The following is a 23,900-nucleotide window of genomic DNA, read 5'->3' on the forward strand; positions in this document are numbered from 1 at the left end:
ATTCTCTCAAGCGCGTTGCCTAGCTTCGCGAAGGGAGAGCCGCAAGGGCGGGGTCAGGCGCTGCGCGCCGAACGGTCGGCGGGCAGGCCCTTCATCCACTCGATCATATCGGCGGGCGGCATCGGCCGCGCGATGAGGTAGCCTTGCAGAGCATCGCAGCCCGCCGAACTCAGGAAGGCCATCTGCTCGTCGGTCTCGACGCCTTCGGCGACGCACGGCAGGTCCAGCGACCGGCACATGGCGATCACGGCGCCGAGCAGGTCGCGACGCGCCAACGCCTTCTCGCCGGACACGAAGCTGCGGTCGATCTTCACCCGGCCGATCGGCAGTTCCCGGAGATAGCTGAGGCTGGCGTGCCCGGTGCCGAAGTCGTCGATGGCGACCTGCGCGCCCATGGCGCTCAGCATGCCGAGCGCCTCGCGGGCGGCGCCGAAGTCGCGCAGCATCGCGGTTTCCGTCAGTTCGAAGACGATGCGCGAGGGCGCGACGCCGGACTGGCGAAGGGCCGATACGAGCGACAGGATCGTCCCGTGCGACGTCAGGTCGTGGGCCGACAGGTTGAAGCACACCGTGATGGAGGCCGGCAGGTCCTTCGCCGCCGCGAGCGTCAGTTCGAAGAGCTTGACCGTCAGTCGATGGACGATGCCCGTTCGTTCCGCGACGGGCACGAAGACGGCCGGGCTGACGGATCCGAGCGTCGGCGACGTCCAGCGTGCGAGCGCTTCCACCGCGGTGACGGCGTGCGTGCGCGTATCCACCACGGGCTGGAGATGGATCACGAATTCCCGGTCGAGATCGGCCGCTTGGAGCGCGGCCTCGATGGCGCGATCCGAGCGGACGGCCGCCTCGTGGGCCGCCGAGTAGAGCGTCGGCAATCCGCGGCGCGTGCTCTTCGATGTGTAAAGGGCATAGTCCGCCCGTTCGTAGAGCGCCGAAGCGCCGCCCGCCGATCCCTCGGTGGTCGCGATGCCGCAGGATGCGCCGATGGAGATCGTGACGTCGTCGGCGACATAGGGCGCCGACAGCCGCTGGCAGACACCGGTCATCAGAGCGATCGCCGTCTCGCCGTCGGCCTCGATCACGAACGCGAATTCATCGCCGCCCAGGCGTGCGACACCGCCGCGGTTGTCGAATTCCGACGCCAGCCGCGCGCCCACCTCGGCGAGGATCAGGTCGCCCACGATATGGCCGTAGGTGTCGTTGGCCGCCTTGAACCGATCGAGGTCGATGACGCCGAGCGAAAGCGGCCCGTTCGTCCCGCCGCACTCCTTCATCCGCCGTTCCAGGTCGGCGAAGAAGAGACGGCGGTTGGGCAGGCCGGTGAGCATGTCGGTATGCGCGAGGACCGTGACCTCGCGATTGAGCCGCACGGTCTCGCTTTGCGAGCGCACGAGCGTTGCGAAGGCGGAGAACCCGTTCATCAGGACCCGCATCACCACGAGCGTCACGAGAACGATGTTGAGCGCGATCGCCTTGTAGACGGTGCTCTCGAACACCAGCGTGTAGAACGCGAGGTAGGGGATCGTGGTGGCGACCGCGACCAGGATCGCGGCTTGCGGGAGATGGCTGAGGCAGAAGATGCACCCGATCACCGTGATCCCGACGAACATGGCCACATGCGCCCGCTCGTCCGGTCCGCCGTAGTCGGTGAGCTTCAGCGACCAAGTGATGTAGGCGACCGAGATGAGGCAGCCGAGCACGGTCGTGCGCCGCAGGATCGTCAGGATCGCGGCGTGGTCGAAACCCCTTCGATCGTAGCGGAGCCAGGCGACGGCACGAAAGATGCCAATGAGCGCCAGCGCGCCCGGCACCCAGATCGACATCCAGTCGGGGGCAACGCCGTGATGGGTGTAACCGAGCGCCAGCGCGTTGACGCCGAGAAGCGCATAGAGCAGGGGAACCTGCGACCGCAGCTCGAGGAACTGCTTCTCCGCCAGGTGAGGATCGACCGACGAGAGTGTCAGCCACTGTATCGCTCTGAGGAACATCGACCGCCCGGCGTCTTCCATGACGCGGCCGACGATAGAAAAGAGGTCTTAGGATTGTGTTCTGCGAGGCGATCGAAAACGCACAGCCACGACCCATGAAGCTCGGCAGCTTCCGGCGCCCCGATCATCCAGCCGAAAGAAGTTTGGTAGCAGTGGGCAGATTTGAACTGCCGACCTCCGGGTTATGAATCCGGCGCTCTCACCAACTGAGCTACACTGCCATGACGGATGGTCGGCCCTTGCCACATCCAAAGCGCCCGCCGTTGTTGAACGGCGAGTTCGGGGCGATATACGGACGCTTCGCCGCGCCTGTCAAGACGAGTCGCGTATGGGGTGCCGAGGGTTTGCGGGACGAGGGTGCATGCAGGGGCTGCCGGATGGTTTCTTCGATGCGGATGCGGTGACGCTCGCCCGGACACTGATCGGCGCGGAGCTCTTTTTCGCGGGTGCGGGCGGGCGGATCGTCGAGACGGAAGCCTACCGGGCCGACGATCCCGCCTCGCATTCGTTCCGCGGGATGACGCCGCGCAACCGCGCGATGTTCGGCCCCGTCGGCTGCGCCTACGTCTACCGGTCCTATGGAATGCACTGGTGCCTCAACGTCGTCTGCCACGCCGTTGAACCCGGCAGCGCCGTGCTCGTGCGCGCGCTGGAGCCGCTGGAGGGGCTGGACGCCATGGCGACGCGGCGCGGCACGTCGGATCCGCGGCTGCTCTGCTCCGGCCCGGGACGACTGACCCAGGCGCTCGGCATCGACGGGGGGCAGGACGGCCTCGCCCTCGACAAGCCACCCTTCGCCCTGCGTCCCGCGAGCGGACCTGTCGAGGTGTCGGCCGGGCCGCGGATCGGCATCAGCAAGGCGGTCGACATGCCCTGGCGCTTCGGTCTCGCAGGCTCCCGCTTCCTCAGTCGACCCATGCGCGCCGTGTCCTCCTGAGGGCCGCATGCCGGCACCGAAACCGGCGGAAACGATGCGTTCGCGCGTTCGGCATGGACGCTGCGGGCGGCGCCCTGTAACCCGGAGGGAAGCCACCGCAGCCAGCGACCAGCGAGTCTCCATGTCGACGCTAACCAGCGCTTCCTACCCCAGAAAGGCGGCCCTTCTGGGCGTTTGCTTCATGCTGCTCGGCTGCTTCATGTTCTCCGTCAACGACGCGATGGGCAAGTGGCTGGTCGGCACCTATTCGGTTGGCCAGGTTCTCCTGTTGCGCAGCGTTTCGGCACTCCTGCTCCTGGCTCCCTTCGTCCTTCGCGCCCGGCCGGGCAGCATCGTGCGGCCGGCGCGGCCAGGGCTTCATGTCCTGCGCGCCGCCGGTTCGGCAATGGAGACCGGCTTCTTCTACTGGGCGCTGAGCTATCTGCCGCTCGCCAACGTCATGACCTTCTATCTCGCCGGCCCGATCTACGTGACGGCGCTCTCGGCGCTGATCCTGAAGGAGCGGGTCGGCTGGGTACGCTGGAGCGCGGTGCTGATCGGTTTCGGCGGCGTCTTGATCGCGCTGGGGCCGGATCTCGCCAGCGCCGGCTGGCCCGCGCTGATCGCGGTGGCCGGGAGCTTCTGCTACGCGCTCCTGATGATCACGACGCGCATCCTGGCCGGCGCTGGGGAAACGACGCTGATCACCTGGCAGACGGTCGCGGCGCTCATGTTCGGGGCTCTTCTGGCGCCGATGCAGTGGGTGACGCCGTCCGCCTTCGACCTCGGCTTCCTGTTCCTGTTGGGCATCGTCGCGATGGCCGCGCACTCCGCGGTGAACCGTTCGCTTCTCCTGGCGCCGGCCTCGACCGTGGTGCCCTACCAGTACACGCTGATCGTCTGGGCGCTCCTGTTCGGCGCCGTGTTCTTCGACGAGACCCCGCGCGTCTCGATGCTGGTCGGCGCTGCGATCATCACGGCATCCGGGGTCTTCATCTTCCTGCGCGAGCAACGGTTGAAGGCCGGTGTGACCGCGGAAGGCGCGGCGGGCATGGTCGGCGCGCCCGACGACGTCCAGGTGCCGCGCGCGAAGGACTGACGCGCAAACGAAACCGCCGACCCGCGTGAGCGGGCCGGCGGTGGGGGCGGAGACGGAACCGGGCAGGCGATCCCGTCCCCGCATTCGGTCTCCGGCGGCAGAACGTCAGTGCCGAGGACCGAACGGGCGGATCAGTTGAAGCGGAACGAGGCCTTGGCCCAGACCGTGTGGAAGTCGAAGTCGTCGTCGGACTTCGTCGTCAGCGTCGACCCGTCGGCGAGCGGGATCACCAGTTCGGAATCGGTCGATCCGAGGTCGGTGTACAGGTACTCGAGCCCGAGGATCAGGTTGTCGGTCACCGCGTAATCGGTGCCGGCGCCCACGGCGTATCCGACGCGCGTGTCGTCGTCGCTGGCCGCCAGGCCGAATGGCGTGTTGACGATCGTGGTCTCGACGTTGCCGAAGGCGACGCCGCCCGTGCCGTAGACGAGGAAGCGGTCGAGGCCGACGCCGCCCTTGAGGCGCACGGTGGCGAGGTAGTCGAGCTCGCGCGACGCCCCGATCGTGTCCACGCCGTTGGTGATGCCCGCGCTCTTGGTGATGTCGACATAGGACAGGTCGCCGACGACGCCGAGCACGAAGGCCTGCCCGCCGAGCGCATCGCCGAGCGCGAAGTTGTAGCCCACGTGGCCGCCGCCGGCGAAGCTGTCGTCGTCCTCGGAGTAGGAGCGATGGTTGGCGCCGAAATCGTAGGCGTAGGTCTGGGCTGGCCGGCCGGGCGTCGGGGCGACGGCGGGCGAGCCGGCGGTCGCGGGCGTATCCGGGGTTGCCGGGACCGCCGGGGTGCCGGGGGTCGCTGGCACGGCCGGAGTGCCGGGCGTTCCGGGCTGGGCTGGTGTCACAATAGTCTGGAACTGGCCCGCCGCGGCAAGGGCGCCCACGCCGCCAACGGCCGCATAGGCGGCGGAGAGCTCTTCCGCGGTCAGGATGCCGTCCGTGCCATCGGGATATTCGACGGCGCAACTACCGGCCGCGATGCCCCCGACGGCCGCGCCCGTGCAGGAATATTCCAGGGTTCCGAACACGGCAGGCGTGCCAGGGGTACCTGGCGTTCCCGGCGAACCAGGGGTGCCGGGGATGGCGGGGCTGCCGGGGCTGCCGGGAATGAACGGGGTGGGTGGCAGCGCTTCGCGCCCGGGCGATGCAGCGATGCCGGGGACGAAGACGAAGCTCGACGGCATGTTCGACGAGCCGCCGTTGAAGGAGCCACCTGCCTGACCGCCGACATAGAGACCGGTCCAGGAGAAGGCCGGAGCGAGAACGGCGACCGGAGGGGGCTCCGGCGGATAGTCGACGATGTCGGCCGCGAAGGCCGGACCGGCGATCGCGCTGGCCGTCAGCGCGAGGAGGAGTTTCTTCATGACATCAGCTCCAGTCGTTTGGTTGTGTCCGACGTCATTGATGGTCCGCCGGTATCTTGGGTCCTGAGGGTGTCGAGGCCGCACCGACCCATCCGCCGGCGCGGGCCGGAGGTGGCGGCACATGGGATCGGAGGTCGGGAGGCGGAGCGGCGCACCGCCTCCCGGGACTTGGATCGCCTTAGTTCGGCAGGTCGGCCGTGATGGCCTGATTGAAGGCCGATCCGTCGAAGCCCATCGAGATCGTGCCGGTGTTCAGGGCACCGACGACGGTCGTCGACACGCCGGCGAGATCCATGCTGTTGGCAATCGCCGCGACGTTGCCGGTGATTTCGCCCACGTTGTAGGCGAGGTTGCTGGCATAGAGGTCGGTGAGCGGGCCGTTGGTCAGCGCCTCCGTGGCCGCGGTCACCGTCGTGGACGGGCCTTCGAGCGTCAGAGAGGTGAGCTGCGAGGCCGTCGCGGACGATGCCGTGTTCGACGTGTTGGCGGCGGCGGAAGTCGCCGAGCCGACCGAGGTGCTCAGGCTGCCCGTGGCGGCGGTGGTGGAGTTGCTGGCGCGCAAGGCGGTCGACGAAACCGCCGATGCGACGTCGCCCGTGTTCAGGGCGCCGACGACCGTGGTGGCGATCTCGGCGGAGCTGGCGATCTCACCGATGGTGCGGACCGCCGTCGACGTCGCGCCGAGGTCCAGGCCGAGTTCCAGTTCAGCGCCCGCGGCGATCGACAGGGCTGGAGGAGCGAGGGTCAGGCCGCCGCCGGCTGCAGCCTCGAGATTGATGTTCAGGGTCGGCGCGTCGATGTTCGCGAGGGTCTCGGCGCCGGTCTGGCCGAGAACGATGCCGCCGTTGATCGTGCCGACGTTGACGGCCTGGTTCGCCCAGTTGCCGTTGGCGAAGGTGCCCTGAAGGCCGATCAGGTTGGCGCCGATCGCGTCGGAGAGCGACTGGGCCTGGGCACCGCCGACCGTGGCGAGGCCCATGACGAACGCCGAGGCGCCGATTGCGAGTAGGGTCTTCATTTGATAGCTCCAGCTTGTTGCCCGAGATCGTCCGGCTCCCTGTCGGTCGTCTCGATGATTGGACAGGGTTTTTCGAGAGCCTGTCTCTCGGCGGGACGATTGCAGCGTCCCGTCGAATTCCTCATTGCGTCAGGATGGCCTGCGCCTTGGCCTGCGCGCTCGTGTCCTCGCCGCTGCCGTTGCTGCCTGCGAAGTTTCCGCTGGCGCCGGCATAGGGCTTCTCCTTCTGCGCTGCGGCCGGCGTTGCGGGCGCAGCAGCCTGTGGCTGAGGCATCCTCGCGGCGGCACCGGCCGAGGGAATGGGACCTGCGACACCCGGAGGCAGAGCGCCCACCGCCTTCGCGGCGGCCTTCGACGTCGCCAGCGCCTTCACGGCTTCGGCCGTCTTGGTGTGGTCGACATAGCCGTGCCCGCGATCGACGTACTCGCGGCAATCGGCGAAATTGTTCGCGTTCATCACCTGCGTCAGCAGTTCGAACGTCGAGAGGTTGAGCATCTGACGCAGCGCGAAGTGGATGGCCTCGCGTTCGCGGCCGCCGAAATCGATGCTGGTCAGCTGATCTCCGATGAACCGGCCGACCCCGATCCCCGCCTCGGACGAGAAGATCTGCTTCTGGAGCGGCACGTTGGCGACGATCAGCCCGCTGTTGGCGTCCGTCATCGCCAGATCGAGACCGATCAGAATGCGGTTCTGACGGTACTTCACGCCGACGCCGCCGACCTCGACTTCCGCTCCGCTCCCGGGGATGAAATCCAGCGAATTGATCGACCCGGTGATGTAGAAGTTCGACGGGATCTGGCGCGAGGTGTCGCGGATCCGCCATTCGGCTTCCGTGGTCATCACGCGGGGGTCGCGCCGGTTCACCACCGTCGCACCCGCCTTGAACAGCGCCGACTGGATCATGTCGCCGGCGCCCTGCGTGACGAACTTGCCGACGCCGCCGTCGGTGAAGCTTTCCTTGCCGGTCTGGTCGAGGACCGCGCCGACCGAGAACACAAGGTTCCGCGCGATCCGCCCGTTCAGACAGGTCAGCGCCTTGTCGAACGGTGTGACGATGTCGCTGATCGGCGGCCCCTGAACGAGCTTCGCGTTGCTGGTGGAGCCCGCGACACCGGGTGCCCCGGCGCAGCCCGACAGAAGGGCGAGGCAGAGAAGCGACGAGACGAGCGAGCGACGCATCAGGGGACTCAGTTACACGTCGGGGACGTGTTGAAAGGCTGGCTGTCGATGGAAACGCGCCCATCCTGACAGCCGCTCGAAACCGCCTGATTGTCGGTGGCGACGGATATGTTTCCGCGACCGGAGATGTCGATATTGTTGGTCGACGTGTTGACGGCGCCGATCGCCGTCGTCTGCTGACCGATTTCGTTGGTTTCCGAGTTGGTCTGCGTCTCGATCCGGTCGCCGTACTGGATGTGGTTCGTCGATGTGATCTGTGTCTTGCCCAGCGACTCGTAGTATCCCGACTCTTCCTTCTTGATGAGGTCGGAGCGAAGGAGCCGAAGGTTCCTGTCGGCCGTCGAGGAAAAGCTGAAGTTCCCGTTCCAGTCGGAAGAAGGGCTGACAGTACTTTGCGCAGCTGCAGGCGGCGAGGCGGACGCAAGAAGAACGACGATGCACCAGAGCTTGTGTCGTGCCCGGATCGACATGGATGTCTCGTCCCTTCTCTGGCCGAGCGCGTTCGACTTCCCGGATAGCGTTCCGGCAAGGTGATCGACACACTCGATTTTCGGGGAAGATCTGTCGCCAGACCTGCCGTTTCCTCAACGGGAGGTAGCCACAGAGAAGGCGTCGCATGCAACTATAAAGTGCATACGGTGGTGTTCCTGCAACCACTGTGTGGCAGTGGAGGCACAACCATGGCGCGAGTGCGACACGGAAGCACTGGCCGACGGCGATGCGATCGGCACGCGACACTATCCGCGGGAACTCCCCCTGCCGCTAGTGCTCATAGAATTGGGCTTTCACGAAGGAGAGCCCGGTCATGTCGCAGTCGCCCCGCCTGTCCCTGCCGCTGCTGATGCCTCAGCAGGCCCAGCGCCACCTGACGTTGAACGACGCCTTCCGTCTCCTGGATGTGCTGGTTCAGACCGCGGTCGTTTCGGCGACCCGGACGGACGAGCCGGACGCGGTGTCCGAAGGAATGCTCTTCATCCTGCCGGCCGGGGCGAGCGGTGCCCGCTGGGGCGACATGGCGGCAGGCTCGCTCGCCCTGTTCGAGAACGGTGGCTTCGTGGAAATCCGCCCGGTCGCGGGTCAGATCGCCTATGTCGCCGATCAGGGGGCGCTGGTCGTCTTCGACGGCACGGCTTGGGGAGGCGGGCCGCTCTCGCGCGACGAGTGGCCGGCGATCGGCATCAATGCCGAAGCGTCCGAGGCGAACCGGCTGACCGTCGCGGCCGATTCCGAACTCCTGACCTTCGACGCGCGCACGCCGGGATCGGGGGATGCCCGCAAGGTCGTCAACAAGCAGTCGCCGGCACATGTCGCCTCCGTCCTGTTCCAGTCCGGCTTCGCGGGGCTGGCCGAGATCGGGCTGGTCGGGGACGATGGCTTCGCCGTCCGCGTTTCGACGGACGGCGCCTTGTTCCGGCCCGCGATGAAGGCCGACCCGGCATCCGGGCATGTTTCGGTGGCTCAGGATGCCGCACCGGTCTGTGCCCTCGATGTGGGTGGCGCCGTGCGCGTCGCTTCCTATCTGAAGTCGGCGCTGCCACCGGCCGGAGCCGGGGCGGGCCAGATCGTCCTCGTGGCGAACGAGGCGGGCGGCGCGGTGCTGGCCTTCAGCGACGGCGCCAGCTGGAGACGGGTGACGGATCGCGCCATTGTGAGCTGAAGCGCGCGATGGCGGCTCGCCCGTCAGCTTGGCGCCGGGCATGGCATGGCACAGCCTCGGGCTGGCGAGCATCGAATCGCCGCGGTGCGTGCTTTGGAGACGGATGATCATGTCGGTTTGGGCGATCGGATTGATGACCGGAACGGTGCTCGACGGCAATGTCGACATCGCCATGCTCTGCACGGACGGCGAGACGATCCACGAGTTCGGACCGACGCTGCTGGCGCCTTACCCGAAGGACATTCGGCCCCTCCTGAAGGAAACGCTGGCGGCCGCGTCGCGCTGGAACTTCGAGGGACACGAACCGGTCATCTTCGATACCGCCGAGGAAGCGCTGACGATCGCCCAGTCGGACGCGGTGCAGGCATTTCTCGAAGACGAGGGATTGCCGAACGTCGATTGCGGCGTGATCGGCTTCCACGGACAGACCGTCCTGCATCGTGCGCCGACGGCCGAGCGCTTCGGTGACACGCGCCAGCTCGGCGACGGCGAGGAAATGGCGCGTCGCCTCGGCATCACCGTGGTCTACGATTTCCGGAGCCGCGACGTGGCCTTCGGCGGCCAGGGCGCACCGTTGGCGCCGATCTATCACAAGGCGCTGCTGGCTCGGATCGGGGCCGGCGAGGACACTGCCTTCCTCAATCTCGGCGGCGTCGCCAACATCACCTGGGTGTCGGCGGACGGCGAGATGCACGCCTTCGACACGGGACCCGCCAACGCACCGCTCAACGACTGGGTCCATTCCCACACGAAGCGCGAAATGGATCGCGACGGGCTTCTGGCCGCGGCCGGCCATGTGGACGAGGCGCGGCTCGCCGCGCTCCTCGAGCATCCCTATCTCGGCGCTCCTTATCCGAAGTCGCTCGACCGCAACGACTTCACGGCGCACATGGCCGACGGCCTGTCGCTGGAGGACGGAGCGGCGCTCCTGACCGCCTTCACGGCCGGCGCCGTCGGGCGGGCGCTGGACCTCCTGCCCGTGCGCCCGACACGGCTGGTCGTCGGCGGCGGCGGACGGCGCAACCCGGTGCTGATGCGCGAGATTACCAGACGGGCGGGCGCCGAGGCCGTGGACTGCGACGCGCTCGGCCTGCGCGGCGATGCCGTCGAGGCCGAGTGCTTCGCGTTTCTCGCCGTGCGCGTCCTGCGCGGGCTGCCCATCAGCTTTCCCTCGACGACGGGTGCGCCGAAGCCGCTGACGGGCGGACGAATCGCCCGGCCGATCGGGATTGCGACGACCTGACGCCGGAAAAGAGCGGCGACGTTCCTTTCCGCGCATCCAAGCCGCTCCAACTGCGTTCCCGAATTGGAAACGTTACAGAGAGCGGAACCCCATGCGACTCAAGGTCAACGGATCGGAGTACGATCTCGACGTGGACATCCGCACGTCGCTGCTCGATGCCCTGCGCGATCACCTCGCACTGACTGGATCCAAGAAAGGCTGCGACCACGGCCAGTGCGGTGCCTGCACGGTGCTGATCGACGGTCGCCGCGTGAACTCGTGCCTGACGCTCGCGGTGATGCACGAGGGTGACGAGATCACCACGATCGAGGGCCTCGGCGCCCCCGGCCACCTGCATCCGATGCAGGAGAGCTTCCTCCACCACGACGGTTACCAGTGCGGCTACTGCACGCCGGGCCAGATCGTCTCGGCCGTCGGCATGCTCGGCGAGGCGCGTGACAACTGGCCGAGCCATGCGTCGGAAACTCTGGATGGCAAGGTGGAGCTGACCGACGCCGAGATTTCCGAGCGCATGAGCGGCAATCTCTGCCGCTGCTCGGCCTATCCCAACATCGTGGACGCGATCCGCGACGCCAGCGGAAAGGGCGCGGCATGAAGACCTTCGATTATCAGCGCGCGTCCAGCGCGACCGAGGCTGCCGCCGTCGCCGCCGATGCCGCGACCAAGTTCATCGCGGGCGGCACCAACCTTCTCGACCTCATGAAGCTTCAGGTCGAGACGCCGAGCCGCCTGGTGGACATCACCCGTCTGCCGCTCAAGAGCATCGAAGCGGACGGGGAGGGGCTGCGGATCGGCGCGCTCGTCTCGAACAGCGACCTTGCCGCCGACGAGCGCATCCGGCGCGACTACGCGGTGCTCGCCCGCGCGCTCCTGTCGGGTGCGTCCGGCCAGCTGCGCAACAAGGCGACGACCGGCGGCAACCTCCTGCAGCGCACCCGCTGCGGCTATTTCTACGAGACCAGCGCTCGCTGCAACAAGCGCGAGCCAGGCTCCGGCTGCGACGGGCGGGGCGGCTTCAACCGCATCCTCGCCATTCTCGGCACGTCCGAGCACTGCATCGCGACGCACCCGTCCGACATGGCGGTGGCGATGCGCGCGCTCGACGCCGAGGTGCTCACGCTCAAGGCCGACGGAACCGAGCGGACCATTCCGATCGAGGAACTGCACCGCCTGCCCGGGGACACGCCTCATATCGAGACGATCCTCGAGCCAGGTGAACTCATCACCGCGGTTCGCCTGCCCAAGCCTCTCGCCGGGCGCCACCTGTATCGAAAGGTGCGCGACCGCGCGTCCTACGCCTTCGCGCTCTTTTCCGTCGCAGCCGTGGTGCGGATGGAGGAGGAGCGCATGGCCGACGTGCGCCTTGCCTTCGGCGGCATCGGCACCGTGCCGTGGCGCTCCAGGGGCGTCGAGGAGGTTCTGATCGGCGAAGCGCCGGGCGAGGTCGTCTTCTCGCGCGCGGCGGACCTCCTCCTGTCGGATGCCAAGGGCTACGGCGACAACGACTTCAAGATCGATCTGGTGCGCCGGACGCTTCCGGCCGTGCTCGCCGAAGCGGCGCAGGGAGGCGCATGATGGATACGACCCACAGCTTCAAGCAGGACGAGCCGATCGGCGAGACCCGCCTCGACCGCGCCGTGCAGAACGTGATCGGCAAGGGCGTCGACCGGTTCGAGGGACCGCTCAAGGTCTCGGGCCGCGCGCCCTATGCCTATGAGAATCTGCCCGGCGAGAAGGTGGCCTACGGCTACATGGTGCTGTCCACCATCGGCTCGGGCAAGGTGAAGCGGATCGACACGATGCGGGCACGCTCGTCGGCCGGCGTCCTCACCGTGGTCGTGGACAAGCGATCCCCGCGCGCGGCTGCCGATCCCAACGATCCGGCGCCCAAGCCCGCGGCGGGCGAGGTGACACATTACGGCCAGCCGCTCTGCCTCGTGGTCGCCGAGAGCTTCGAGGCGGCGCGCGACGCGGCCAAGCTCGTGGACATCGAATACGAGACGTCCGAGGGCCGCTACGACCCGGTAGCGCTGCAAGGCGAGGCACACTATCCGCCGGACGGCGCGACGCCGACGAAGTCGGAGAAGGGCGATTTCGAGGCCGCCTTCCGCAAGGCGGACGTGACGCTGGACGCGACCTACACCACCCCGAGCCAGAGCCATTCGGCGATGGAGCCGCATGCCGCCGTTGCCCATTGGGACGGCGACAAGCTCAAGCTCTACGGCTGCTACCAGCTCGTTTCCACGAATGTCGGTCAGCTCGCCAAGGCGCTCGGCATTTCGAAGTCCAAGGTCGAGATCGTCGCGCCCTATATCGGCGGCGGCTTCGGCGGCAAGCTCGGCATCGGACCGGAATCGGTCTTCGCCGCCATGGCGGCGCAGGAAACCGGCCGTCCGGTGAAGATCGCGCTGACGCGCCAGCAGGTGTTTCAGACGACCTCGCGTCGTTCCGACACGATCCAGCGCATACGCCTGGGGACCACCAAGGACGGCGTCATCACCGCGATCGGCCACGACACGATCGCCAGCAACACGCCAGGCGACGAGTTCTTCGAGCCGGCCGGCATCTCCACCGTGTTTCTCTACGGCGGCGAGAACCGGCTCATCACGCACAAGAAGACGGACGTGAACATCCTTCTGTCGTCGTCCATGCGTGCGCCGGGCGAGGCGGTCGGCATGTTGGCCCTCGAAAACGCGATGGACGAGATGGCCGAGAAGCTCGGCCTCGATCCGATCGAATTCCGCAAGCGCAACGAGCCGGACGTCGATCCCCAGGACGGACTGCCGTTCTCCTCGCGCAAGCTCGTCGAATGCATGGACGAGGGGGCCAAGCGCTTCGGCTGGGACAAACGCGCGACACAACCCGGCACGCGCCGGGAAGGCGAGTGGCTGATCGGCATCGGCATGTCGACCGCCTCGCGCAAGAACATGGTGCAGCAGTCCTCGGCCCGCGTGACGCTTTCGCCCGAAGGCACGGCGCTGGTCGAGACCAACATGACCGACATCGGCACGGGCACCTACACGATCCTGCAGCAGATCGCGGCCGAGGTGCTCGGGCTGCAGCTCGAGAAGGTGAGCGTCAAGCTCGGCCACTCCGGTGATCCCGATGCGCCGGGCTCCGGCGGCTCGTGGGGCGCTAATTCCTCGGGCTCGTCCGTCTTCGTCGCCTGCGAGGGCATCGTGGAGGCGATCGCCAAGAAGCTGAAGGTGAAACCGGACGAGCTGACCCTGAAGGACGGCACGGCGATCGCCGGCAACCGGCAGACGAGTTTCGTCGATATCCTCGCGGGCGAGCCGATCGTGGTGACCGGCACGTTCAAGCCGGGCAAGACCTCGACCAACACACACCAGGCGAGCTACGGCGCGCATTTCTGCGAGGTGGCCGTCAACGCCTACACGGGCGAGACGCGCGTGCGCCGGCTGCTCACCGTGGCGGCGGCGGGCCGCATCCTCAACGAGAAGACGGCGCGTTCGCAATGCTTCGGCGGCCAGATCTTCGGCATCGGCACGGCGCTGACCGAGGAACTCGTGGTCGACAAGCGGTCGGGCCTGATGGTGAACCACGACCTCGCCGAGTACCATCTGCCGGTGAACGCGGACGTTCCGCAGCTCGAAGTGGTGATGCTCGAGGAGCGCGACCATGCGGCGAGCCCGCTGGCCGGCAAGGGCATCGGGGAACTGGCGATCAGCGGCGTCGGGGCGGCGGTGACCAACGCCATCTACAACGCCTGCGGCGTGCGCGTTCGCGACTATCCGATGACGCTGGACAAGGTGCTGCGCGGCATGCCGCGCGCGAGCGTGGCGCAAGCGGCGGAGTGACGGCACCCGATTGTGGGCAGGAGAGGGCGCGGGGACGAGTGGTCCCCGCGCCTTCGTCGTTTCAGCCGAGCGGACCGCGCGGCCAGACAGTGCCCTCGCGCCCGACGATCGCGCCGTATTCGCCGATCACGGCGGAGGCCATGCGGTGGCCGGCTTCGGCCGCTTCGTCGAGCGTGCCGCCCTTGAGGCAGACAGCCATGGCGGCGCCGTTGAAGCTGTCGCCGGCCGCCGTCGTGTCGACGATGCGCGGTGCCTGCTGGCCCGCGACCTCGCGGACATGGCCGGGCTCGGCCACCACCGCGGGATCGCCGCCCGACTTCACGATCGCCGCCGAAGCGCCGAAGCCGAGGAGTCGCTCGGCGGCGGCGAGCGCGTCGCGATCGCCGTAGAGCGCCTGCTCGTCGTCGAGGCCGGGCATGGTGATCGTCGCCGAGCCGTGGGCGCTCGCGATCGTCTCGCGCGCGGCGTCGGCGCTTTCCCAGAGACGAGGACGATAGTTGCCGTCGAAGCCGACGATGCGCCCGGCCGCCTTCATCTCCCGCGCCAGCGAAAGGAGCCGGGCGCGGCACTCGGGCGGCAGGATCGCCAGCGAAATACCGGTGAAATAGAAGGCGTCGAAACCGGCGAGATCTCGGGCGAGCGCCGCCTCGCGCCCGTCGGTGAAGAGCCGCCGTGCGGCCGCGACCGAGCGCCAGTAGGCGAAGGAGCGCTCGCCTCGGCTGTCGCGGCTGATGGCGTAGAGGCCCGTCGTCTCGCCCTCCGCCAGATGGACGTGGGTCGTCTCGACGCCCTGGCTCTCGATGAAGGCCGGAATCTCGCGCCCGAACGGGTCGTCGCCGAGCCGCGTGACGTAGTGGACGGCGACGGACGCGTCGTCGCCCAAAGCCCGGCGGCAATACACGGCGGCGTTCAGCGTATCGCCGCCCACCGTCCGGTGCATCGTGCCGGGCGCTTCGCCGGGCTTCTCGTAAAGTTCGATCATGCACTCGCCGAGGAAGGCGATGCGTAGCGGCGGCGCCATCAGTTCGCGCCTTCGAGGAACGCGTCGATGCGGCCGGCGCTCGGCATGGCGCTGCGTGCGCCGAACGACAGGCAGGCGAGGGACGCCGCCGCCACGGCGCGGCGCACGGCAGTCGGCATATCGAGCCCGGCGTCGAGCCCGGTCGCCAGCACGCCGCACAAGGTGTCGCCGGCGCCGGTCGTATCCACCGGCTCGATGCGAGGCGCGGCGAAGCGCTCCACGGTGCCGCCGCGCGCGACGAGAAGCGCGCCTGCGCCGCCGAGCGTCGCCAGCACCGACAGGTCGGTTTCCTCCGCGACGGCCCGGGCGGTTGCCTCAGGGGCGCCGGGAACGAGGCCGAGGATGCGAGCCGCCTCGTCCAGCTCGTGTTCGTTTACGATCAGAAGATCGGTGGACTGGAGGAGGTCCTTCAACCGCTCCGGATCGACGCCCTGCGGCACGGGAGCGAGGTTGAGGATGACCCGCGCGCCGACGCCGCGTCCGGCGCGCGCGGCCGCCACCGTCTCGTCGAAGGGAAGCTCCATCTGGAGGACGAGAACGGAGGAGCCGGGCTCCCAGCGCCCCGTCAGCTGGCTGGCCGCGACCGAACGGTTGGCGCCGCTTGCCACCGTGATCGCGTTCTCGCCGTCCGCCGCCACCGAGATGAAGGCGCAGCCCGTCGGCTCGTCAAGGCGCGCGAGGCTGCCGATGTCGATGCCTTCGCGCTCCAGCGTGTTCGCCTCTCCGTCGCCGAACGCATCGCGTCCCACGGCGCCGACGAAGCGAACGCGCCCTCCCGAGCGCGCGGCGGCCACGGCCTGGTTCGCACCCTTGCCGCCGGACAGCTGCTCGTAGCCCGGTGCCAGCACCGTCTCGCCGGGTTTGGCGATGGCCGCAACCTTGCAGACCAGATCGACATTCACCGACCCGAACACGACGATCATGGCGTCCACCCTCCCGTTATCCCTCCAAGCTCCCTAGCGAAGAGGCGAAGAGCGAACAAGCGGGCATCCGGCCGGCTGCTGGACAACCGCGAGCCAAGCATCGACAAGACGGGCATGGCCAGCGACCGTCCCCCCTTCGATCTCGACCGCGTTCCGCGCCTCCGCCTCGTCTTCGGCGAGCGTCGCATCGTGGGGCCGGGGCGGGCGGATCTTCTGGAAGGCATCCGCGAGACCGGGTCCATCGCCGGGGCGGGACGGCGCATGAACATGAGCTACAAGCGCGCCTGGAGCCTGATCGAGGAACTGAACGCCACCTTCGACGCGCCGCTCGTCTCGATGAGCCGGGGCGGCAGCGGCCATGGCGGCGCGGCGCTGACCGAACTGGGAGCCGAGGTGCTCCGGCGTTATCGACGGATGCAGGAACTCAGCGACGCGGCCATCGCGGACGATCTCGAAGCCCTGGCAAGCAGGCTGGGGACCGCCGCGCATTCAAGCGATATGTCCTGACGGAAATATCGCTTGCCGAGTTGGCGGGGCCATGGCTAGCCTTGGCGATATGTCCTCTCGACCATATCGGTGGCTTTCATGATTCGTAAGCTTGCACGCGCCCTGTCGCTGTCCGTTCTGGGGATCGCGCTCCTGCCGACAGGCGCCTTCGCGGCCTCCACGCAGGTCGCTGTGGCCGCTAACTTTACCGACGCGGCCAAGGAAATCGCCGAAGCCTTCAAGGCGAAGACGGGTGACGATGCCGTTCTCTCCTTCGGCTCGACCGGCCAGTTCTACACGCAGATCACGCAAGGCGCGCCGTTCGAGGTGTTCCTCGCCGCCGACGACGTCAGGCCGAAGAAGGCGGTCGACGAAGGCTACGGCGTGGCTGGCAGCGTCTTTACCTACGCCATCGGTCAGCTCGTTCTCTATTCGAACCAAGCCGGCAAGGTGACGGGCGAGGACACGTTGAAGGGCGGCGACTTCGCCAAGATCGCCATCGCCAACCCGGAAGCCGCGCCCTACGGCGCCGCCGCGATCGAGGCGATGAAGGGGCTCGGTCTCTACGAGACGCTTCGGCCGAAGATCGTGCAGGGCACCTCGATCGCGCAGGCCTACCAGTTCGTCCAGACCGGCAATGCCGAACTCGGCTTCGTGGCGCTCGGCCAGGTGATCAACGCCAAGGGCGGCTCGCGGTGGGATGTGCCGCAGTCGCTCTACACGCCGATCCGCCAGGACGCAGTGCTTCTCAAGACGGGCGAGACGAACGAAGCGGCGAAGGCCTTCGTGGAATTCCTGAAGACGCCGGAAGCCGTCGAGATCATCAGGAAATACGGCTACCGCACCGGCGAATAGCGCTTGATGAACTGGGGCGAGCTCTGGTCGCCGATCCGGCTGACGCTGGAACTCGCGACGCTGACGACCTTGCTGCTCCTGGTGATCGGCACGCCGATCGCCTGGTGGCTGTCGCGCTCGCGCGCCTGGTGGAAGGAGGCGGTGGCGACCGTGGTGGCGCTGCCGCTCGTGCTGCCGCCGACCGTCCTCGGCTTCTACCTCCTGATCGCGCTGGGGCCGGATGGGCTCGGCGGCTGGTTCGGGCCGTTGTTCGGCCTGCGCACCTTCGCCTTCACCTTTCCGGGTCTGGTGCTCGGGTCGGTGATCTATTCCATGCCGTTCGTGGTGCAGCCGATCCGCAACGCCTTCGAGGCGGCGGGCGAGCGCCCGTGGGAGGTGGCGGCCACCCTGCGCGCCTCGCCCTGGGACCGGTTCTGGAGCGTCGCCGTGCCGCTTGCCCGGCCGGGCTTCCTGACGGGCGCCGTGCTCGGATTCTCCCATACGGTCGGCGAGTTCGGCGTGATCCTGATGATCGGCGGCAATATTCCGGGCACGACCAAGGTCCTGTCGGTCGCGATCTACGACTATGTCGAAACGCTGCAGTGGCAGAAGGCGCATGTGCTGGCGCTTGGGATGCTGGTGTTCTCCTTCCTCGTCATCTTCTCCGTCTCCCTGCTCGAGCGGCGTCGCGGGGGGGCGGCGCGATGACGGCCGGCATCATCGAGGCGGCGTTTCGTGGACGGCTCGGCGGCTTCACGCTCGACGCCGCGTTTCAGGCGCCGATGCGCGGCGTCACCGCGCTGTTCGGCCCCTCGGGATGCGGCAAGACCACGCTCCTGCGCTGCATGGCCGGCCTCCAGAGGCTCGACGGGCGTTTGAGCGTCGGCGGCGAGGTCTGGCAGGACGAGCGGACCTTTCTCCCGCCCCACCGGCGTCCGATCGGCTACGTGTTCCAGGAGGCCAGCCTCTTCGCGCATCGCTCGGTGCGTGGGAACCTCACCTACGGCTTCGATCGGGCAATGCGCGGGCGCCGGGAGGCGCCGGCGATCGGCTTCGAGGAAGTCGTCGACCTCCTCGGTCTCGATCGTCTGATCGACCGGTCGCCCGCGCACCTGTCGGGCGGCGAGCGCCAGCGCGTCTCGCTCGGACGGGCGCTCCTGTCGCAGCCGCGTCTCCTCCTGATGGACGAGCCGCTGTCGGCTCTGGATGCGATGGCGCGCCAGGAGATCCTTCCCTATTTCGAGCGTCTACACGCCCGTCTCGCCTTGCCGATCCTCCTCGTGTCGCACGACATCGCCGAGGTCGAGCGGCTGGCCGACCGGCTGGTGCTGGTGCGCGCCGGCCGGGTGGAAGCCGAGGGGTGGATCAACGACCTCCTGACCGATCCCGCGCTGCCTTTCGCCCGGGCGCGCGGCACGGCCGCCGTCCTGTCGGCACAGGTCGTCGGCCACGAGGCGGGGGACGGGCTGCTGCGGCTCGACCTCGACGGGCAGACGGTGCTGGTCGCCGCCGGGGCGCAGGCGCCCGGCGCCGCGGTTCGACTGCGGATCGCGGCTTCCGATGTCAGCCTGGCCCTCGATCGTCCGTCGCGCTCGACGATCCTCAACATCCTGCGCGCACGCATCCTCGCGATCGCGGAGGTCGGGGAGGGCGAGGCAGTGGTCACCCTCGGTCTCGGGGCGGGGGAGGGGCAGCGCCTGCAGGCGCGCATCACGCGCCGCTCGCTCGCCGCTCTGGCGCTTGCGACCGGGATGGACGTCTTCGCGCAGGTGAAGGGGGCGTCGCTGGCCGCATCGCCCGGCATCGTGGACGCGCGCCTTCTCGATGATGATCGAAGGCGGCCGGCAACCTAGCGCGTCTGGCCAAGGCGCACCGCATGACCGGCACGCGCTCCGCGCGCTGCCTCTCATGAAGAAGGGGCGCCTCTCGGCGCCCCTTCCGGCCTATCGTCAGTGGGCCGGCTTGGCCTCCGGAGGGGCCGCAGCCTGCTTCTTCGGCTTCTTGTCCCGAGCCAGGAGCTTGTAGAACAGCGGGATGAAGAAAATCGCGACGAAGGTCGCCATCAACATGCCGCCGATGACGCCGGTGCCGATCGAATGGCGGCTCGCCGAAGACGCGCCGGTCGCCAGCGCCAGCGGCACGACGCCGAGGATGAAGGCGAGCGATGTCATCACGATCGGGCGGAAGCGAAGCTTCGCGCCTTCGAGAGCCGCGTCGAACGCCGACATGCCTTCCTCGCGCTTTAGGACCGCGAACTCGACGATCAGGATCGCGTTTTTCGCGGCAAGGCCCACCAGCGTCACCAGACCGATCTGGAAGTAGGTGTCGATCTCGAGACCCCGCAGCCAGATGGCGAGCAGCGCGCCGAACATGGCGAACGGCACCGCCAGGATCACGGCGACCGGCAGCGACCAGCGCTCGTACTGGGCGGCCAGGATCAGGAACACCATCACCATGCCGAAACCGATAGCGATGGCGCCGGTGCCGCCGGCCTGGATCTCCTGGTAGGCCGAACCGGTCCAGGCGATCTCGTAGCCCTCGGGGAGGACCTCCGCCGCCGCCTCCTGCATGGCCTGCAGCGACTGGCCGGACGAGAAGCCGGGAGCCGGACCGCCGGAGACCTTGGCGGCGGTGAAGGCGTTGAACCGTTCGATGAGATCCGGGCCGATGATGCGCTTGGTGATCAGGAGCGTATCCAGCGGCACCATGGAGCCGTTGGACGCCTGCACGTAGACGAAGCGCAGGTCTTCCGGCTTCTGACGGAAGTCCGATTCGGACTGGAGCGAGACGCGGTAGTTGCGCCCCAGCAGCGTGAAGTCGTTGACGTAGAGCGACCCGAAGGTCGACTGCATGGTCTCGAAGATCGAGGCGATGGGAACCCCGAGCGCCTTGGCCTTCTCGCGGTCGACGTCGATCTGGTACTGCGGCACGCTGGCGTCGAACGTGGTGCGCACGCCGGCGAGTTCGGGACGCTTGGATGCGGCCTCGACCAGGGCGTTGGTGGCTTCGATCAGCGCCTGGCTTCCCTGACCCGTGCGGTCCTGCACGAAGAGGTCGAAGCCGCCCGTCGTCGACAGGCCCTGGATCGGCGGCGGCGAGAAGGCCAGGACCATGCCGTCCTGGATGCCGGCGTTCATGCCGATGAAGGTGCCCGGCAGGTTGCGCGCGTCGGAAGCCGGATCGATGCGCTCCCCCCAGTCCTTCAGCGTGATGAAGGCGGCGCCCGCGCTCGTCTTCTGCGAACCCGACAGAAGGTCGAAGCCCGCGAAGGCGACGACATCCTGAACGGCGGGATGCTTCATGACGTTCTGCGACAGCTCGGCCATCACGTCCGTGGTGCGCGACAGCGAACTGGCGGGCGGCAGCATGGCGACGGCGAGGTTCGTGCCCTGGTCTTCGTCCGGCACCAGCGAGGACGGAATGGTCTGGAAGAAATAGACCACGCCGCCGATCATCGCCGCGAACAGGACGATCGAGAGAAGGGCGCGACGCATGATGAACGCGACGCCGTGTCCGTAGGCGTTGGTCAGCCGGTCGAACATCCGGTTGAACCAGCGGAACGGCGCGATCGGCTCCTTGTGTTCGGACCGGAGGAGGAGACCGCACAGCGCCGGGGTCAGCGTCAGGGCGACGATGCCGGAGATCGTGACGGAGGTCGCGATGGTCACGGCGAACTGCCGGTACATCGTGCCGGTGAGCCCGCCGAGGAACGCGACGGGAATGAACACGGCGCAGAGCACGAGAACGATGGCGATCACGGGCGAGGTGACCTCGCCCATCGCCTTGGCCGTCGCTTCCTTCGGCGGCAGCTTGTCGTCGCGCATGATGCGCTCGACGTTCTCGAGCACCACGATGGCGTCGTCCACCACGATGCCGATGGCAAGGACGAGCGCGAACAGGGTGAGGAGGTTGATCGAGAAGCCGAGCGCGAGAAGCACGCCGAACGTGCCGATGATCGACACGGGCACCGCTATCATCGGGATCAGCGTCGCGCGGAAGCTCTGGAGGAACAGGTAGACCACCACGAGAACGAGCACCATCGCCTCGATGAAGGTGTGGATTACCGATTCGATCGAGGCGTTGATGAACTTCGTCGTGTCGTAGGGCACCGAGTAGGTGATGCCGTCCGGGAACTGTTCGGACAGTTCCGCCAGCCGCGTGTTCACGTCGGCCAGCACGTTCAGGGCGTTCGCGCCCGGCTGGAGGTAGAGACCGATCGGGATCGTCTCGTTGCCGTTGTAGGTGGCGTTGAACGCGTAGTCCTGCGCGCCGAGCTCGACCCGGGCGACGTCCTTCAGAAGCAGCGAGGCGCCGTTGGCGTCCGAGCGGATGATGATGTTCTCGAAGGCGTCGGCATCGGGCAGGCGGCCTGCCGTGGTCACCGAATAGGTGAAGGCGACGGGCGAGTTGGAGGGCTGCGCGCCGAACTGGCCGGCGGCGAACTGGGCGTTCTGCTCGCGGATCGCATTGGCGACGTCGCCCGGCGTGAGCTGGTACTGGGCCAGCTGGTCGGGGCGCAGCCAGATGCGCATGGAGTAGTTGCGCTGGCCGAAGAGCTGCGCGTTGCCGATGCCCGGAATGCGCTTCAGCTCGTCGAGGACGTAGAGCAGCGCGTAGTTCGACACGTAGGTCGCGTCGTAGCGCGGGTCCGACGAGGTCATCGTCGCCACGGCGAGGATCGACGAGGACTGCTTCGTCACCGTCACGCCGAGGCGCTGCACCTCGGCCGGAAGCTGCGAGATCGCCTGCTGGACACGGTTGTTGACGTTGATCGTCGCCTGGTCCGGGTCGGTGCCGGACGTGAAGGTGACGTTGATCGTCGAGGTGCCCGCCGAGGAGTTCGACGAGTTCATGTAGATCATGTCCTCGACGCCGTTCACCACCTGCTCGATGGGGGCGGCGACCGTCTGCGCGACGGTCTCGGCGGAGGCGCCGGGATAGTTCGCGGAGATCTGGACCTGAGGGGGGACGAGTTCGGGATACTGCTCGATCGGCAAGGCGCGCATGCCGGCGAGGCCCGCCAGCACGATGATGATCGAGATGACGGCCGCGAAGACCGGCCGGTCGACGAAGAAACGGTTCACTGAGCGGCTCCCGTCGCGGCCTCGGCCTGAACGCCGGGTGCGGGAGGCGCGCCCGCGGCGGCGACGCCGCCGTCAGTCGCCGCCGGCGTATCCGTCGGGGCCACGGGCGAGCCGGGCCGAACCTTGATCACGCCCACTGCGACGACGCGATCGCCGGCCTTCAGGCCGTTGGAGATCAGGAGCCGCTTGTCGAGCTCGCGACCGACCGTCACGGGGCGCACGGCAGCGACGTTCTTCTCGTCCAGCGTATAGACGAAGGTACCCTGCGGGCCCTGCATCAGCGCTTCCGTCGGGATGGTCACGGCGTTCTCCACCACGAGGCCGTTGATCTCGACGCGCACGAACTGACCCGGCAGAAGCTGGTTTCCGGGATTGGGTAGCACGGCGCGCGACAGGATCGTGCCGGTCGCCTGGTCGATGGAGGAGGAGGTGAAGTCGATCTTGCCCGTCTGGTCGTAGTCCGTGCCGTTGCCGAAGCGGACGGTGACCGTCAGCGTGTCGAGCGAGCCCTCCGCGGTTCCCTCCTCGATCATGCGGCGGATCGAGAACGCTTCCGTATCGGCCGCGGCGAAGTTGACGTAGGCCGGATCGAGCTGCGTGATGCGCGTCAGGAGGTCGCCCGACGTCAGAAGCGAGCCTTCGGGCACCTGCTCGCGGCTCGTGGTGCCGCTGGCGGGCGCTTCGACCGAGGCGTAGTCGAGCGACAGGGTAGCGGTCTGAAGACGCGCCTGCGCCTGGGCCACCGTCGCGTCGGCCAGCTCGCGCTGCGATGTCGCGTCATCGAGATTGGCGGTGGAGGTGGCGCCCGTACGCACGAGTGCCTGCGCACGCTCCTCCGTCCGGCGAGCCTGCGCCTGCTGCGCCTGTGCCTGTTGCAGTTGCGCCTCGGCGAGGGCCACTTCCGCCTCGAACGGCCGGCGATCGATCTCGAACAGGAGGTCGCCTTCCTTCACCCGCGCCCCTTCGTTGAAGGTCCGCTTCAGGACGATGCCGCCCACCCGCGCGCGCACCTCGACCTCGCGCGATGCGACGACGCGAGCGGGATATTCGTAGGTCACGGGCACGTTCTCGGGCTTCACGGTCATCACCGTCACCGCCGGCGGGGGCGGGGCGGCACCCCCGGCCTGTTGGGCGAGCGAAGGAGACGACAGCACGAGGACGACTGCCGCCGTGAGCAGAAGGTGTGGACGAGGCATCAGGAACTCCGGAAGGCCGGACCGCAGAATCCGGCTTGATCGATCGCTTACATACATTCATATATGGATGTAATCA

The 23,900-nt window shown here is 67.9% G+C and carries 20 protein-coding genes and 1 tRNA gene; 11 read left to right on the forward strand and 10 right to left on the reverse strand.

The features are described 5' to 3' along the window. Positions 1 to 53 precede the first annotated feature (53 nt). Together AUL34_RS11820 and AUL34_RS11825 are read right to left on the reverse strand one after the other, a co-directional pair. Positions 54 to 1,988, reverse strand: coding sequence for a bifunctional diguanylate cyclase/phosphodiesterase (locus tag AUL34_RS11820; RefSeq protein ID WP_061934018.1), 1,935 nt, complete (start codon positions 1,986 to 1,988; stop codon positions 54 to 56). Positions 1,989 to 2,132: 144 nt separating this feature from the next. Beyond that, positions 2,133 to 2,209, reverse strand: a tRNA-Met gene (locus AUL34_RS11825). Between the two features lie 140 nt (positions 2,210 to 2,349). Between AUL34_RS11825 and AUL34_RS11830 the strand changes: the two genes are divergently transcribed. Beyond that, positions 2,350 to 2,925 (forward strand): DNA-3-methyladenine glycosylase, encoded by a 576-nt coding sequence (locus AUL34_RS11830; protein ID WP_061934019.1) that lies wholly within the window; start codon positions 2,350 to 2,352, stop codon positions 2,923 to 2,925. Between the two features lie 121 nt (positions 2,926 to 3,046). Then, positions 3,047 to 4,003, forward strand: a complete 957-nt coding sequence (locus AUL34_RS11835; protein ID WP_061934021.1) for a DMT family transporter — start codon at positions 3,047 to 3,049, stop codon at positions 4,001 to 4,003. 131 nt (positions 4,004 to 4,134) lie between these two features. Here the strand turns inward: AUL34_RS11835 and AUL34_RS11840 are convergent, their stop codons facing one another. The 4 genes from AUL34_RS11840 to AUL34_RS11855 form a co-directional block, all read right to left on the reverse strand. Then, positions 4,135 to 5,364, reverse strand: coding sequence for an outer membrane protein (locus tag AUL34_RS11840; protein WP_061934023.1), 1,230 nt, complete (start codon positions 5,362 to 5,364; stop codon positions 4,135 to 4,137). A 178-nt stretch (positions 5,365 to 5,542) separates the two neighbouring features. After that, positions 5,543 to 6,382, reverse strand: coding sequence for a hypothetical protein (locus AUL34_RS11845; protein WP_061934025.1), 840 nt, complete (start codon positions 6,380 to 6,382; stop codon positions 5,543 to 5,545). Between the two features lie 121 nt (positions 6,383 to 6,503). Further along, positions 6,504 to 7,562 (reverse strand): CsgG/HfaB family protein, encoded by a 1,059-nt coding sequence (locus tag AUL34_RS11850; protein WP_061934027.1) that lies wholly within the window; start codon positions 7,560 to 7,562, stop codon positions 6,504 to 6,506. Positions 7,563 to 7,570: 8 nt separating this feature from the next. Beyond that, complete coding sequence (locus tag AUL34_RS11855; RefSeq protein WP_061934029.1) at positions 7,571 to 8,032, reverse strand: hypothetical protein; 462 nt, start codon at positions 8,030 to 8,032, stop codon at positions 7,571 to 7,573. A 335-nt stretch (positions 8,033 to 8,367) separates the two neighbouring features. Here AUL34_RS11855 and AUL34_RS11860 point away from each other — a divergent pair, with 335 nt between their 5' ends. From AUL34_RS11860 to AUL34_RS11880, 5 genes are all read left to right on the forward strand, one after another. Beyond that, positions 8,368 to 9,219, forward strand: coding sequence for a DUF2793 domain-containing protein (locus AUL34_RS11860; RefSeq protein WP_061934031.1), 852 nt, complete (start codon positions 8,368 to 8,370; stop codon positions 9,217 to 9,219). 106 nt (positions 9,220 to 9,325) lie between these two features. After that, complete coding sequence (locus tag AUL34_RS11865) at positions 9,326 to 10,462, forward strand: anhydro-N-acetylmuramic acid kinase (RefSeq protein WP_156420902.1); 1,137 nt, start codon at positions 9,326 to 9,328, stop codon at positions 10,460 to 10,462. 91 nt (positions 10,463 to 10,553) lie between these two features. Next, a complete protein-coding gene (locus tag AUL34_RS11870; RefSeq protein WP_082653324.1) occupies positions 10,554 to 11,057 on the forward strand; it encodes a 2Fe-2S iron-sulfur cluster-binding protein in 504 nt (167 codons plus the stop codon). Continuing rightward, complete coding sequence (locus tag AUL34_RS11875) at positions 11,054 to 12,037, forward strand: xanthine dehydrogenase family protein subunit M (RefSeq protein WP_061934033.1); 984 nt, start codon at positions 11,054 to 11,056, stop codon at positions 12,035 to 12,037. Before AUL34_RS11870 ends, AUL34_RS11875 begins: the two co-directional genes overlap by 4 nt. Continuing rightward, positions 12,034 to 14,280, forward strand: a complete 2,247-nt coding sequence (locus AUL34_RS11880) for a xanthine dehydrogenase family protein molybdopterin-binding subunit (protein ID WP_244492541.1) — start codon at positions 12,034 to 12,036, stop codon at positions 14,278 to 14,280. Before AUL34_RS11875 ends, AUL34_RS11880 begins: the two co-directional genes overlap by 4 nt. Positions 14,281 to 14,341: 61 nt before the next feature. Here the strand turns inward: AUL34_RS11880 and AUL34_RS11885 are convergent, their stop codons facing one another. Continuing rightward, positions 14,342 to 15,301 carry a sugar kinase gene (locus tag AUL34_RS11885; RefSeq protein WP_061934037.1) on the reverse strand — a complete coding sequence of 320 codons (960 nt, stop codon included), beginning with the start codon at positions 15,299 to 15,301 and terminating at the stop codon, positions 14,342 to 14,344. After that, a complete protein-coding gene (locus AUL34_RS11890) occupies positions 15,301 to 16,224 on the reverse strand; it encodes a ribokinase (RefSeq protein WP_061934111.1) in 924 nt (307 codons plus the stop codon). Before AUL34_RS11890 ends, AUL34_RS11885 begins: the two co-directional genes overlap by 1 nt. A 114-nt stretch (positions 16,225 to 16,338) precedes the next feature. Between AUL34_RS11890 and AUL34_RS11895 the strand changes: the two genes are divergently transcribed. The 4 genes from AUL34_RS11895 to modC all read left to right on the forward strand — a co-directional run bounded on the left by AUL34_RS11895 (position 16,339) and on the right by modC (position 19,397). Continuing rightward, positions 16,339 to 16,731 carry a winged helix-turn-helix domain-containing protein gene (locus AUL34_RS11895; RefSeq protein WP_061934039.1) on the forward strand — a complete coding sequence of 131 codons (393 nt, stop codon included), beginning with the start codon at positions 16,339 to 16,341 and terminating at the stop codon, positions 16,729 to 16,731. A gap of 78 nt (positions 16,732 to 16,809) precedes the next feature. Continuing rightward, positions 16,810 to 17,565 (forward strand): molybdate ABC transporter substrate-binding protein, encoded by a 756-nt coding sequence (modA, locus tag AUL34_RS11900; RefSeq protein ID WP_061934041.1) that lies wholly within the window; start codon positions 16,810 to 16,812, stop codon positions 17,563 to 17,565. Between the two features lie 6 nt (positions 17,566 to 17,571). Next, on the forward strand, positions 17,572 to 18,252 hold the full coding sequence (gene modB, locus AUL34_RS11905; RefSeq protein ID WP_061934043.1) for a molybdate ABC transporter permease subunit: 681 nt from the start codon (positions 17,572 to 17,574) through the stop codon (positions 18,250 to 18,252). Then, a complete protein-coding gene (gene modC / locus AUL34_RS11910; RefSeq protein WP_061934045.1) occupies positions 18,249 to 19,397 on the forward strand; it encodes a molybdenum ABC transporter ATP-binding protein in 1,149 nt (382 codons plus the stop codon). Before modB ends, modC begins: the two co-directional genes overlap by 4 nt. A gap of 96 nt (positions 19,398 to 19,493) precedes the next feature. Here modC and AUL34_RS11915 read toward each other — a convergent pair whose 3' ends face one another. Both AUL34_RS11915 and AUL34_RS11920 read right to left on the reverse strand, forming a co-directional pair. Next, complete coding sequence (locus AUL34_RS11915) at positions 19,494 to 22,628, reverse strand: efflux RND transporter permease subunit (protein ID WP_061934047.1); 3,135 nt, start codon at positions 22,626 to 22,628, stop codon at positions 19,494 to 19,496. Next, complete coding sequence (locus AUL34_RS11920; RefSeq protein ID WP_061934049.1) at positions 22,625 to 23,824, reverse strand: efflux RND transporter periplasmic adaptor subunit; 1,200 nt, start codon at positions 23,822 to 23,824, stop codon at positions 22,625 to 22,627. The genes AUL34_RS11915 and AUL34_RS11920 overlap by 4 nt, the downstream gene beginning before the upstream one ends. Between the last annotated feature and the right edge of the window lie 76 nt (positions 23,825 to 23,900).

Origin of the sequence: Aureimonas sp. AU22, from assembly GCF_001463745.1 — a bacterium.
Lineage (GTDB): Bacteria > Pseudomonadota > Alphaproteobacteria > Rhizobiales > Rhizobiaceae > Aureimonas.